We start from the raw sequence: 11,507 nt of genomic DNA on the forward strand, positions 1-11,507 counted from the left end.
CCAGAGTCGAGAGGTCGGCAGCCGACCACCGGTTTGCCCCGGCGCCGGTCCCGATCCAGTCCGGGTTGGCCTCGGCCGAGTCACAGCCGCGGTTCATGCACCGCACAGGCCAATGTGCGACCCTTGGTAGCGATGTCTGATTATTCTGCCCGGTCTGGCGCTGCGAAAAGTATGCGGCGCCGGCGATCGCGTACCCACCGGTTCCTGCGCTTCCTGGTGCTTATTGGGTCTCTGGCCTGTGCGCTTCTGATGGCTTACCACACACGGGTCCCCGACGTCCTGGGCATGGGCTTGCTCCTGGACAACGCCGCGCCATGGATGGGTCTGGCGGTTCCGGCCTTGCTGCTGCTGGCCTTGGCATCTCGCAGCAGAACCTCCCTGGCGGTGCTCCTGGTCCCAACGTTGACCTGGCTTTTCATCTTTGGCCCTGCCATTGTTCCGCTGTCTTGGTCGGCACCCCAACCCGGTGCCCACACACTGGCGCTCAGCAGCCAGAACATCAAGGCGGGTACCGGGGCTGCCGCACAATCCGCCCTTGAACTGGCCGCAGACGGAAGCGACGTCATTGCCTTGCAGGAACTCGATGCCGGCAGCGCCCAGCGTGTCACCGCTGCCCTCGAGGAAGACTACCCGCATCACTTCGTGGTGGGCACGGTAGGGGTTTGGAGCAAGTATCCACTTTCGAATTCCCGATCGCTCGAGCTCGGACTGGGATGGAAGCGTGCCCTGTCAACGCAGGTCGACACTGAATACGGAAGCCTCCGGCTCTATGTCATCCATGCTGCCTCGGCCCGTCCCAACGACCACGTCGATCGCGACGAAATGCTGGTGCAGTTGGCATCAGCGGTGCGGTCCGATCCCCATGAAAACATGGTTGCCGTGGGCGACTTCAATGCAACCAGCACCGACCGCGCCTTCAAGAAGATCTCCACGATCCTTGAGGAGCCCAACCAGGATGACGGCCTCCTTGGCTTCACCTGGCCGCGGTCGCCCTTTGCCATGATGCGCCTTGACCACGTGTTGGTGCGCGGCCTCGAGGTCACCTCGAACACCAATGTCGAAGCCGGACTCAGCGACCATTTCGCCGTTCGAGCAGTGTTGAATCTGCCCGGGAAATAGGCAGGCCGTGGCCGGGCACCCGGTCAGTCGGCCAGTCCCGTGACCCGCATGGTGATGTTGATTCGTCCCGTTTCTAGCCCGCAATCGGCGGGTGCCGTTCCGGGCAGGACCTTGGTGACCCCGTGGTAGGCAAGGCGAGCCGGTCCCCCGAACACAAACAAGTCCCCCGAGGCCAGCAGGATGTCCTCGTAAGGTTTGTTCCGGTTCTGCGTATTGCCGAACCGAAACTGGCAGGTGTCACCGATGGAGATTGAGACCACCGGCGCGACCGACCGCTCGTCGCGGTCCTGGTGCATGCCCATCTTGGATTCTGCCCCGTAGTAGTTCACCAGGGCGGTGTCCGGGGTGTAGCGCTCGGCGGATGCCGCGTCCTGGGTGGCGGCGAGGAGTGCCTTGCGGCCAAGCCTCACCATCCAGTCGGGGAACTCCAGGACCCGGTTGCCGTTGACATCGATGGCCTCACGCGAATAGGCGTAGGGTCGCCAGTGCCACCCCAGGCAAACGGTTTGCACCGACATTTCATGGGCGCCAATCATTGCCGCACGCGGCGGCACCGGGCCCCGTCCCCATTCGTGGAACCGAGCAACCAGCCAACGCTGTTCCTCCGTGTCCAACCAGTCGGGAACCCAATGGGCACCGGGCGCAAGCTCCCGTCTTGGCCGACCCAGAAAGCTCTCGGAGAAGAGGGTACCCATGTCTTCGCCTCCCGTTGCTCTGGCGGCGGTGAGGGAATCCCCTGCGTGGTTACTGCTGCCGCCGCGTTCCCGAACCTGTTTCGGGAATCAGTTCTTTGCCATCAAATGCGGGTATTCCGCAGACCTGTTTTGGAATTCCAGGATGGCCTGGTTCTGGATAACGCCGTCTCGAATCTCGATGGCGCGTGCAATCGTTTCGCTTTCTTGCCAAGCCGTCGGTCCGTCCATCACCGCATCCAGGAACGGCAACAAACCTTCACTGATTTCCCAGCTCGCGGAATTCCACAGGTAGGAGGGGCTGTGGTCCACTGCGTAGTAGTTGATGTTCCGTCCGACGGTGAACATTGGCTTGGCGAATGTCGTGGGCTTGGCCCATTCAAAACCCATTCCCTCGTCGCAGGAAACATCGATGATCAGGCTGCCCGGATAAAACGCCGCAAGGTCCTCGGTCTGCAGATACATCAACGGGGCGTTTGGATCCTGCAGCGTGCAGTTCACCACGATGTCACTTTCGGCCAGGAATGGCGCCAGCGGCATTCGTCCTTCGTCGGTGATGACCTCGCTCAGGTTCGGTCCGCCGTCGTGGTCGAACTGCACCATCTGGACAGCGTGGATGGGTGAGGCGACCGCCGCGACGGAGCGACCGGTGAGGACGCGCACGTCGTGGATCCCGTGGGCGCGCAGGGCGGTGACCGCTCCGCGGGCGGTGGCGCCAAACCCAATGACGGTTGCCGAGAGCCTGCGTCCGTAGTCACCCGTGATGCCGCAGAGCTGCAGGGCATGAATGACCGATGAGTAGCCGGCCAACTCATTGTTTTTGTGGAACACGTGCAGCCCGAAGCTTCCGTCCGTGCCCCAGTGGTTCATGGCCTCGAAGGCAATCACGTTGAGTTTCTTGTCAATGGCCAGCTGCGTCAGCGCAGTGTCCTGGACGCAGTGCGGCCAGCCCCACAGGGTCTGCCCCTCATGCATTTCCATCAGATCCGCGAGCTGGGGCTTGGGCAGGAGGACGATGTCACTGCCTGCGATAACTTCCTGGCGGGTGGCAAATTTTCCGACGAACGGCGCGAGCTCTTCGTCGTCAATGCCGCAGGCCACCCCGTAACCGGTCTCTACCGTGATGAGGTTCTTGAAGCGCGGGTCAATCCGTTCAAAGTGCGACGGGTGGATCGGCAAACGCTGCTCGTCCACCTTGTTGGAAGTGGCAATGACACCCAGTGTAAGTTCGTTCTTAAAGCCCATGCGTCTTGTTCTCTTCCTAGTTGGAGCAGGCCAAAATGACCCGCCCCATAGGGCTCACGGTACACGGGTCGGCTTCTCCTGCGTTCGAAAAGTCTTGGCATCGAGCCCCTGAGTCTCCGGGCCATTGGGCGTTGTCGGGAGCATCGAAGGGCCAATCCAGTGGCCGATATGTCCGCGAGAAGTCCGCCGTGATCTTGCCATTTGTGGCCCGTCACGCCGCTATATGACTCGCGAAGGCGCGTACCGGGCCGCACATGTCCGTGTGCCACAACGTACAGTTCATCGACATCCGTCTAAGCGGTATGTCGGCTACTCGTTCGTGACCCGAGATGAAGTGGATGGCCGCGTTTACCCGCGAACCTGGGCAAACTAAAACCCTCCGCCCGACGTTTCCGTGGACAGAGGGTTACTAGTGTGGAGCATAGCGGAATCGAACCGCTGACCTCTTCGATGCGAACGAAGCGCTCTACCAACTGAGCTAATGCCCCGTATTACGGCTTGGAGCCGCAACATTTTCAGCCTAAACCCGTGGTGGCCCGCACGCAAAATTGATGGTCGACTAGATCCCTATGTCTCCTCGCCGTCGGCGGCTCCGGCTTCAATGGATTCCCGCGCCACCGTGTATTGGCGTTGGATGTATGCCTCAAGTTCACTGCGCTCCACGCGCCACACGCCGCGTCCACCAATCTTGATTGCCGGCAGGTCCCCGCTGCGCACCAAAGACCGCACCTGCGGCAGGTTTACATTCAACTCGTCGGCGACATCTTCTAGACGCATGAACCTCATGTATTGAAGGCTACCCGCTCGCGGAACCAGCGAACCGCTCCCAAGCAGTTTTGTGGATAACTGCGGCTCGTTGCAAGGGCAACGTGGCGGTGATAGTGCGTCAAAAACAAGAGTGGTCCGCGATGGCTCCAAGTTCTTGGAATCGTTGCGGACCACTCTTATTATTCGACCTGAGACCTTGTGGGCCAACCCGTAGCGCGGCCTGGATCCGGTCCGGCTACGGGGGTCTGCTCGCCGTAGCTTGTGACTTTGGTTGAGCTTCTAACAACTACTAAAGCAACAACCGGGCATACCGTGCAACACAGTTGGGAATCACTGATCATTTTGACTAACATGGAGCGGTAGCTACCGAACAACTTGGTCAGTCTGACCGAACCTAGGCGAAGGAGCCGGAATGACGCCGGAATCGTACCAACTGGATGATACGGATAGGCGCATTCTCTTGGCCCTGGACGAGGATCCACGGGTTCCCACAATGATGCTGGCACAGCGGTTGGGCCTGGCCCGTGGCACCGTTCAGACCCGCATGGAGCGGCTGGCGAGTTCCGGGGCCCTGCGCCCGAACTCCAGCCGCTTGAAGCCGGCGTCGGTTGGCCGCGGAGTCTCGGCCGTCGTCAGCGCGGAGCTTGACCAGTCGCACCTGGAAGAAGCCATCGCGGCGTTGAGCCTGATTCCCGAGGTCCTCGAATGCGTCGCCCCTGCAGGAGACACCGACCTGCTGATCCGCGCCGTCGCCAAGGATCCGGATGACCTCTACCGGGTCAGCGAGGAGATCCGTCTCTGCCCGGGCATCACCCGGACTTCCACGTCGATGATCCTGCGCGACGTGATCCCGTATCGCACCACGGCCCTGCTCAACCGCCTGGGCTAGCAGGCCCGCGCCCGCGCACCATGTCCCCGTGAATGCCCGGTTGATGCCCTAGTCTTTTCTGGGCGGCGACCTGCCACCGAACCACATCCGATTGAGGAGCACCATGGGCATCACAGGCCTTACTAATATCGACGTTGCAGGCATCACGACCGTGGCAAGCCCGTTCCCCAGCGCCACCCGCGCCGGTGACTTTGTCTTCGTTTCGGGCATGGTCTCCAAAGACGAAAACAAGGTCTTGGTTGGCGAAGGTGACATCTACGCGCAAACTGTCCAGACCCTCAAGAACCTGCAGACCGTGCTGGCCGGCTATGAACTTGGACTCGATGCCGTCGCCACAACGACCGTTTACATCAACGACGCTTCCATGGCCGGCGAATACAACCGTGCCTGGGTCGACACCTTCGGTGGCCACCGCCCCTCGCGTGCAACCATCGTCGCACCATTGCTGGCACCCAAGCTTCTGGTTGAGGTGCAAGCCACCGCCTGGGCCGGAAACTAGCCGTTCCGCCCGAGCCGGCGGGCAGGGGTTCCCGGCCGCGCTACTTCCCGGGCCTTGCCTGCCGGTTCATTTGCATGCCCAGATCCTCGGTGGCCAGGCGCAACCACAGCCACAGGCGCTTCTGCGGATCATCCAGGTCCAGGCCAAAGATATTCGACAGCTGCGCAACGCGGTAGCGGACGGTGTTGTTGTGGACATTGAGCGTCCCTGCCATGGCAGAAATGCTGCCGTTGCTGGCCAGGTAGGCCCGCAACGTCTCCACGTAATCGGTCTGGTTCTCCGCGTCATGGGCGTGGAGAGCCGCCAGCTGGTCGGACTCAGCAAGCCCCCGCTCCTGCATGAACTCCCCCACCTGCAGCAGGCCCAGCGGAATTTGGTGGTCCTCAAAAAGTGCCACCGCTGACGTCAATCCGGCACGGCCACGAACCGCTGGCGCCAATTGACCCAAGAGGTACTGCAATGTCTTTGATGCGCTCTCCCGTGATTCCGGGAGGTCCTGGATCCGGCGGGCAACGCTTCCCACCGCAGCAACCAGCGGGTGGGAACTGATGGAATGCCCATAGGCAGCAATCTCCTGCACGATGCGGCGCTGTGTTGCCCTCGGTTCATCGCCCTGGCAGGGAAATAGCGCGTAGACCACCGAGCCGATCAGGGCGCTGTGGCTGGTCGTGAACCTGACGTTGCACACGGTGGTGACTAGGTGCAGTAAGCGATGGATTTCGCGCACCGCATCGAGGCTTCCGGATTCGGGCTGGGCGATGGTCAGGGCCACGACGGCGAGCCCTTGGTTGATATCCAGGCCAAGCTGGGCAGCGGCAAACGATGCATGCTCGGGGTCGTCGATCAACGTTCGAATGAGGTCCCCGTTTCGGCGCTCGCCAAAGTCGGAGGCCGAACGTGCATGCAGCATGTGCAGGCCGGCCAGCGGGGCCATGCGGTTCAGCGCCTCCAGCGCCGCCTGATGGCGCCCTTCCCCCGGGTCAATGATCCAGATGGAACCCAGCAGCTCGCCCCCGGCCCTCACGGCCAGCGCCAATCTTGCCACTCCCTCCTTGGTGGAGGGGATGTACAGCGCCTCGGCGGCAGCGTAGACCGCCTTGAAGTCAGCATCAAAGGCCGGTGCGCCGCTTTCCTGGAGCGCAAGGGTCGTGACGCGGCGCAACTCGTCGATCGGCTGGCCCGGCAAGGTGGAATACCCCAGGATTCGCCCCAGGGGATCGACGATGCTTGCAGCCCCGTCGGTCATCGATGCGACTGCATTGGCAAATGCATACAGGTCCCCTAATCGGACACCTGATACCGAATCCGCCGCGGCACCGACCACCGAGGCCCTGGCCAGTGCCACCAGTCGCGTCCAGTCCGCATTCCCGGGTGCGACCAATACGGCCAATTCATGGCGGACCGCGGCATCGCGAAGTTGCTCGATGTGTGCCCCGTGCGCCTTGACGATGACCGCGGCCGCGTTGCTGTTGGCAGCCCGGTGCAGCAACTGGTCAAAATCCGCCGATCCGTAGGCGAACCCGACGGCGAGGATGATGCGATTGTCGGCGTTCGTCCACTCGTCCAACGGGTCGTACATCAGCACGTCGGTGACCTCGTGTGCCAGGTTCTCCGGCGTGGGATTGGCGTGGACGAGGTCCGCCTGCATGAACTGGATGCAGTCGGCCAGCCGCACCGTGCCCGCACCGTGTTCCGAAGCCGTCCGGTCTCGCTCTTGTGAATCCATACTTGGAATTTATCACAAGTATGTCGGCAACCTTGTGTAGTTATGTACATACCCCAGCGTCGAGATGTGGGTCACTATTGATGCAGCGGACAGTAAAAGTTCCCAGCCACGGATTTGAGGAAACCCCACCATGCGATTGAAAGACATCACGGCGCTCGCGTCCATCCAGGGCCCGGCCCGCTCGACGGCCGAAAGGCTCGGACGAAGCTGCCACAGCGTGGCTGACATGCGCAAACTCGCATCGAAACGCCTTCCCAAGTCCATCTTCGACTACATCGAAGGCGGCGGCGAGGACGAGTTCTCGATGCGACGGAACCGCTCGTCCTTCGATGACTGGTCGTTCATGCCCAAGTGGGGCTCGGTCGACAAGATGGACCTCGGCACCACCCTCCTGGGCGGCCCGACGTCGCTGCCGTTCTACCTCTCCCCCACCGGTGGAACCCGACTGTTCAACCCCAAGGGCGAAACCGCCGTGGCACGTGCAGCCCTGGCCCAGGGAATCCCCTACGGCTTGGCGCACCTGAGCACCACCACCATGGAGGATGTCAGCGCCGCAGCCCCTAACCTTCGTCGCTGGTTCAACCTCGAGCCGATCGCCGACAAGGTCGAATTGCAGGCGGTGCTGGACCGCGTTTCCCGCGCCGGCTACGAGGCACTGATCGTCAACGTCGACTGCCGTTCCATTGGCCACCGCGAACGCGACTACCGCAACGGTTTCACCGCCCCGCCGACCATCAAGCCCAAGACCGTCGTCGAGGGTGCGCTGCACCCGCGCTGGGCCCTGGGATTCCTGGCCAACGACGCCATTGCCTTCCCGAACCTTGACGCCGAGGAGCCCATGGGCCCGTTGGCCAGCAGCCCGGACATGTGGCGCACCTTGCTTGCGGGCGCCTACGAGCCCACCAACTGGGACGACCTCCGCGAGATCCGCATGCGCTGGAGCGGCCCGATCATCCTCAAGGGCGTGGTCAACCCGAAGGACGCGGCACTTGCGGCCGAGTACGGCTTCGACGCCATCCAGGTTTCCAACCACGGTGGACGCCAGCTCGACCACATGACTTCTCCGTTGGACGTGCTGGAGGATATCGCTGCAGCGGTCGACGGCCGGATGGAAATCATCGTCGACGGCGGCATCCGCCGCGGTTCGGACATGGTCAAGGCGATTGCCCTGGGCGCAACCGCCTGCTCCATCGGCCGCCCGTACCTCTACGGCCTGGCCGCCGCCGGCGAGACCGGCGTTTCCCACGTCATCAACCTGTTCCGCGACGAGATGATGCGCGCCATGATGATGCTCGGCGTCACCAGCATCGAGGAACTTCGCGCCAACGGCCGCGAGCTGCTGCGCCACTACAGCGAGGCATTCCCCACCGCACGGGCAACGACGCCCACTCCGACCAACCACAGCTACGCAGAAACGAGCCTGTAACCATGAAAAACGAGTCAACCCGCCTCCGTTCACGGCGCGGCCGCTTTGCTGCAGCGACCGCCTTGGCGGCCGGCGCACTCCTGGCCATGACGGCCTGCTCCGCCACCGAGACCCCGGCCTCAGGAGAATCCGCCGCGGCGGGCACCGCCGTGCCGGAGATCGAACTCAACGAGGCCGCCATCGCGCTGCTGCCGGAATCGGTGAAGGCGTCCAAGACCCTCCGTGTGGGCATTCCCACCAACGAGCAGCCCACGCAGTTCTATATTCCCGGCACCCAGGACATGACCGGGATCAACCCGGACATTGCCCGGCTGATCGGCGAGTCCCTGGGGCTCAAGGTCGACATCCAGGTGGCCAACTTCGACTCGATCATCCCAGGCATGGCCGCCGACAGGTACGACATGACGGTCTCCTCCATGACTCCCACCAAGGAACGCATGAAGGTCCTTGACTTCGTCGACTACATGCAGATGGGCACCTCGGTCGCCGTGGCCCAAGGAAACCCGGCCGGAATCGGGAAGTACCAGGACCTGTGCGGCAAGAAAGTCGCACTGCTCACCGGCTCCTACCAGCTCACCGTAAACGTCCCCGACTACAACAAGGAATGCGCCGAGGCGGGCAAGCCGGAGATCGTCTCCAACCAGTACCAGGACACCCGCCAGGCCATCTCCGCGCTCACCAGCGGACGCCAGGATGCGGTGCTTGCCGACTCACCCATCCTGGGCTTTGCGGTCACGCAGAATCCGACCATCGAGATCGCCTCGGAGTATGACTTCACGGCTGTTGCGGCCGGCGTTCCCATTGATTCCGCACTCAAGGATCCCGTGGCGGCGTCTCTGGCCGAGATCATCAAGTCCGATGCCTACAAGCAGGTGCTGGCCAAGTACGGCCTGGAAACCAGCGCCATCACCGACGCACGCGTCAACTTCGCGCAGTAAGTGGGAGTGAACTCCATGCAAACCCAGAAACCCCTTGAACAGGCCGGGCAGGCTCCGGCCACCGCCCTCGAGGAATCGGCACCAGTCATTCCGTTGAAGCACCCCGTGCGTAACGCCATTGCCGTTCTCGTTGTCGTCGTCGCGGCCCTGGCGGCCATCGACGTGGCGCTCAACGACCGCTATCACTGGGACGTCGTCGTCTCCTACCTCTTCGCCCCGCGCATCCTCACTGGCGCCGTGTTGACCCTGGTGCTCACTGTCGTCTCGATGACCGTCGGCATCGCCCTCGGCGCCGTGCTGGCAATCATGCGATTGAGCGAAAACCCGATCCTGAGCATGATCGCCCGGGCCTACATCTGGTTCTTCCGCGGCACCCCGCTGCTGGTCCAGCTGATCTTTTGGTACAACATCGCCGCGCTCTACCCGGTCATCGCCCTGGGGCTCCCCTTCGGCGGCCCCTCGATCGTACTGGGCTCGGCCAACGTGCTGATCTCCCCGCTGGGGGCCGCGCTGCTGGGCCTGTCGCTCAACGAGGCCGCCTACATGGCGGAGATCATCCGCGGCGGCATCGGTTCGGTGGACCGGGGCCAGTACGACGCCTCGAAGGCGCTGGGCATGAGCGGGTCCAAGCTGATGCGCCGCATCATCCTGCCCCAGGCCATGCGCGTGGTTCTTCCCCCGACAGGCAACCAGGTCATCTCCATGCTCAAGGGAACCTCGCTGGTCTCCGTGCTGGCCATCTCGGACCTTTTGTACTCGGCCCAGATCATCTACTCGGAGAACTACCAGACGATCCCGCTGCTGATCGTCGCCAGCCTCTGGTACCTGCTCATGACAACCGTCCTAAGCTACTTCCAGGAAAAACTCGAACGTCACTACGGACGCGGCTTTGACGCCATCATCATGCGCAAGCGTCCACGCAAAGTCAGGAGCGCACGATGAGCATCGTCATGGTCGAGGCCAAGGGAGTCCGCAAGAGCTACGGATCCCACGAAATCCTCAAGGGCATCGACCTGAAGGTCGAACGCGGCTCGGTCACCTGCCTGATCGGCCCGTCGGGTTCGGGCAAGACCACGTTCCTGCGTTGCATCAACCACCTCGAGAAGATCAATGCAGGCCGCCTCTACGTTGATGGTTCCCTGGTGGGCTACACCGAACGCAATGGCCGCCTCCACGAGATGAAGGACCGCCAGACCTCGCTTTCCCGCCGCGCATCTGGCATGGTCTTCCAGCGTTTCAATCTTTTCCCGCACATGACCATCATGGAAAACATCATCGAGGCTCCCATCCAGGTGTTGGGCCGGAACCGCAAGGAAATCACCGCCGAGGCGCAGGTGCTGCTGGATCGGGTGGGTCTTGGCGACCGCGGCCGGTCCTACCCCCAGGAGCTCTCCGGCGGCCAGCAGCAGCGCGTTGCCATTGCCCGGGCGCTGGCCATGAAACCCAAGCTCATGCTCTTTGACGAGCCGACATCGGCCCTTGACCCGGAACTCGTCGGTGAGGTCCTGGAAGTCATGAAGGACCTGGCCCAGGAGGGAATGACCATGGTGGTTGTCACCCACGAGCTCGGGTTCGCCCGCCAGGTAAGCGACCATGTGGTCTTCATGGACCAGGGCGTCGTCGTGGAAAGCGGGCCTCCCTCGGAAGTCTTGGATGCCCCCAAGCATGAACGCACCCAGGCATTCCTTTCCAAGGTCCTCTAAGCACACTTTTCAACTTACCCAGCAGAAAGTATTTCCATGAAGTTGCAAGCAGTCAGCACCAACCTCGCACCGGCCCCCTCCGGCCCGTACTCACAGGCGATCGTTGCCAATGGTTTCCTCTACACGGCAGGACAAACGCCTCATGATCCTGTCACCGATGAAACGGTGGGGATCACCATCGAGGAACAAACCGTCAGGGCCATGGATAACCTGGGAGCGGTGTTGGCCGCCCACGGCTTGGATTTCTCCCACGTGGTCAAGGCAACGGTGCATCTGCACCACCCCGGCCGGGACATGGCGGGATTCAACGCCATCTATGCGCAGTATGTGCGAGCCCCTTATCCGGTGCGCACCACAGTTGGATCGTTCCTCGGAGACTTCTTGGTGGAGATCGACGTGGTGGCAGCCATCCCGGCCGCCACCGGATAGGGACTCCGCAAACAGTAGTGCCGGGGTGCCGGCGCCCACCCCACGGTGGGGGCGGTCACGTAAAAACAAAAGA

The 11,507-nt window shown here is 62.5% G+C and carries 12 protein-coding genes and 1 tRNA gene; 8 read left to right on the top strand and 5 right to left on the bottom strand.

Annotated features, from left to right (window positions below):
- Nucleotides 1–249: 249 nt before the first annotated feature.
- Nucleotides 250–1,119, top strand: a complete 870-nt coding sequence (locus ACLQ7E_RS06785) for an endonuclease/exonuclease/phosphatase family protein (protein ID WP_411731811.1) — start codon at nt 250–252, stop codon at nt 1,117–1,119.
- A gap of 23 nt (nt 1,120–1,142) precedes the next feature.
- Here the strand turns inward: ACLQ7E_RS06785 and ACLQ7E_RS06790 are convergent, their stop codons facing one another.
- From ACLQ7E_RS06790 to ACLQ7E_RS06805, 4 genes are all read right to left on the bottom strand, one after another.
- Nucleotides 1,143–1,814, bottom strand: coding sequence for an alpha-ketoglutarate-dependent dioxygenase AlkB family protein (locus ACLQ7E_RS06790; RefSeq protein WP_411731812.1), 672 nt, complete (start codon nt 1,812–1,814; stop codon nt 1,143–1,145).
- A gap of 87 nt (nt 1,815–1,901) precedes the next feature.
- Nucleotides 1,902–3,056: a N(5)-(carboxyethyl)ornithine synthase gene (locus tag ACLQ7E_RS06795; protein ID WP_411731813.1), complete on the bottom strand. Its 1,155-nt coding sequence runs from the start codon at nt 3,054–3,056 to the stop codon at nt 1,902–1,904.
- Nucleotides 3,057–3,471: 415 nt separating this feature from the next.
- Nucleotides 3,472–3,544: transfer RNA gene (locus ACLQ7E_RS06800), tRNA-Ala, on the bottom strand.
- 79 nt (nt 3,545–3,623) lie between these two features.
- Complete coding sequence (locus tag ACLQ7E_RS06805) at nt 3,624–3,833, bottom strand: helix-turn-helix domain-containing protein (RefSeq protein ID WP_411731814.1); 210 nt, start codon at nt 3,831–3,833, stop codon at nt 3,624–3,626.
- A 403-nt stretch (nt 3,834–4,236) separates the two neighbouring features.
- Here ACLQ7E_RS06805 and ACLQ7E_RS06810 point away from each other — a divergent pair, with 403 nt between their 5' ends.
- Both ACLQ7E_RS06810 and ACLQ7E_RS06815 read left to right on the top strand, forming a co-directional pair.
- Nucleotides 4,237–4,713, top strand: coding sequence for an Lrp/AsnC family transcriptional regulator (locus ACLQ7E_RS06810; RefSeq protein ID WP_411731815.1), 477 nt, complete (start codon nt 4,237–4,239; stop codon nt 4,711–4,713).
- Nucleotides 4,714–4,816: 103 nt separating this feature from the next.
- Entirely contained in the window at nt 4,817–5,212 is a 396-nt protein-coding gene (locus tag ACLQ7E_RS06815; RefSeq protein WP_411731816.1) for a RidA family protein, read from the top strand.
- 40 nt (nt 5,213–5,252) lie between these two features.
- Here the strand turns inward: ACLQ7E_RS06815 and ACLQ7E_RS06820 are convergent, their stop codons facing one another.
- A complete protein-coding gene (locus ACLQ7E_RS06820; RefSeq protein ID WP_411731817.1) occupies nt 5,253–6,938 on the bottom strand; it encodes a PucR family transcriptional regulator in 1,686 nt (561 codons plus the stop codon).
- Nucleotides 6,939–7,068: 130 nt separating this feature from the next.
- On the opposite strand from ACLQ7E_RS06820, the gene ACLQ7E_RS06825 reads away from it, so the two are divergent.
- The 5 genes from ACLQ7E_RS06825 to ACLQ7E_RS06845 are packed head-to-tail and all read left to right on the top strand — an operon-like array spanning nt 7,069 to nt 11,434.
- A complete protein-coding gene (locus ACLQ7E_RS06825; RefSeq protein WP_411731818.1) occupies nt 7,069–8,364 on the top strand; it encodes an alpha-hydroxy acid oxidase in 1,296 nt (431 codons plus the stop codon).
- A gap of 2 nt (nt 8,365–8,366) precedes the next feature.
- Nucleotides 8,367–9,302 carry an ABC transporter substrate-binding protein gene (locus ACLQ7E_RS06830; RefSeq protein WP_411731819.1) on the top strand — a complete coding sequence of 312 codons (936 nt, stop codon included), beginning with the start codon at nt 8,367–8,369 and terminating at the stop codon, nt 9,300–9,302.
- 15 nt (nt 9,303–9,317) lie between these two features.
- Nucleotides 9,318–10,244, top strand: coding sequence for an amino acid ABC transporter permease (locus tag ACLQ7E_RS06835; protein ID WP_411731820.1), 927 nt, complete (start codon nt 9,318–9,320; stop codon nt 10,242–10,244).
- Nucleotides 10,241–11,005 carry an amino acid ABC transporter ATP-binding protein gene (locus ACLQ7E_RS06840; protein WP_411731821.1) on the top strand — a complete coding sequence of 255 codons (765 nt, stop codon included), beginning with the start codon at nt 10,241–10,243 and terminating at the stop codon, nt 11,003–11,005. Before ACLQ7E_RS06835 ends, ACLQ7E_RS06840 begins: the two co-directional genes overlap by 4 nt.
- A 36-nt stretch (nt 11,006–11,041) precedes the next feature.
- Nucleotides 11,042–11,434, top strand: a complete 393-nt coding sequence (locus ACLQ7E_RS06845; protein WP_411731822.1) for a RidA family protein — start codon at nt 11,042–11,044, stop codon at nt 11,432–11,434.
- The last annotated feature ends 73 nt before the right edge of the window (nt 11,435–11,507 follow it).

The organism is Paeniglutamicibacter sp. (assembly GCF_046714615.1).
In the GTDB taxonomy this organism is placed as follows: domain Bacteria; phylum Actinomycetota; class Actinomycetes; order Actinomycetales; family Micrococcaceae; genus Paeniglutamicibacter.

Excerpts from the sequence above, each read along its gene's own strand:
- ACLQ7E_RS06785 (WP_411731811.1), top strand. The coding sequence starts at position 250 with ATGGCTTACCACACACGGGTCCCCGACGTCCTGGGCATGGGCTTGCTC.
- ACLQ7E_RS06790 (WP_411731812.1), bottom strand. The coding sequence starts at position 1,814 with ATGGGTACCCTCTTCTCCGAGAGCTTTCTGGGTCGGCCAAGACGGGAG.
- ACLQ7E_RS06795 (WP_411731813.1), bottom strand. The coding sequence starts at position 3,056 with ATGGGCTTTAAGAACGAACTTACACTGGGTGTCATTGCCACTTCCAAC.
- ACLQ7E_RS06805 (WP_411731814.1), bottom strand. The coding sequence starts at position 3,833 with ATGCGTCTAGAAGATGTCGCCGACGAGTTGAATGTAAACCTGCCGCAG.
- ACLQ7E_RS06810 (WP_411731815.1), top strand. The coding sequence starts at position 4,237 with ATGACGCCGGAATCGTACCAACTGGATGATACGGATAGGCGCATTCTC.
- ACLQ7E_RS06815 (WP_411731816.1), top strand. The coding sequence starts at position 4,817 with ATGGGCATCACAGGCCTTACTAATATCGACGTTGCAGGCATCACGACC.
- ACLQ7E_RS06820 (WP_411731817.1), bottom strand. The coding sequence starts at position 6,938 with ATGGATTCACAAGAGCGAGACCGGACGGCTTCGGAACACGGTGCGGGC.
- ACLQ7E_RS06825 (WP_411731818.1), top strand. The coding sequence starts at position 7,069 with ATGCGATTGAAAGACATCACGGCGCTCGCGTCCATCCAGGGCCCGGCC.
- ACLQ7E_RS06830 (WP_411731819.1), top strand. The coding sequence starts at position 8,367 with ATGAAAAACGAGTCAACCCGCCTCCGTTCACGGCGCGGCCGCTTTGCT.
- ACLQ7E_RS06835 (WP_411731820.1), top strand. The coding sequence starts at position 9,318 with ATGCAAACCCAGAAACCCCTTGAACAGGCCGGGCAGGCTCCGGCCACC.
- ACLQ7E_RS06840 (WP_411731821.1), top strand. The coding sequence starts at position 10,241 with ATGAGCATCGTCATGGTCGAGGCCAAGGGAGTCCGCAAGAGCTACGGA.
- ACLQ7E_RS06845 (WP_411731822.1), top strand. The coding sequence starts at position 11,042 with ATGAAGTTGCAAGCAGTCAGCACCAACCTCGCACCGGCCCCCTCCGGC.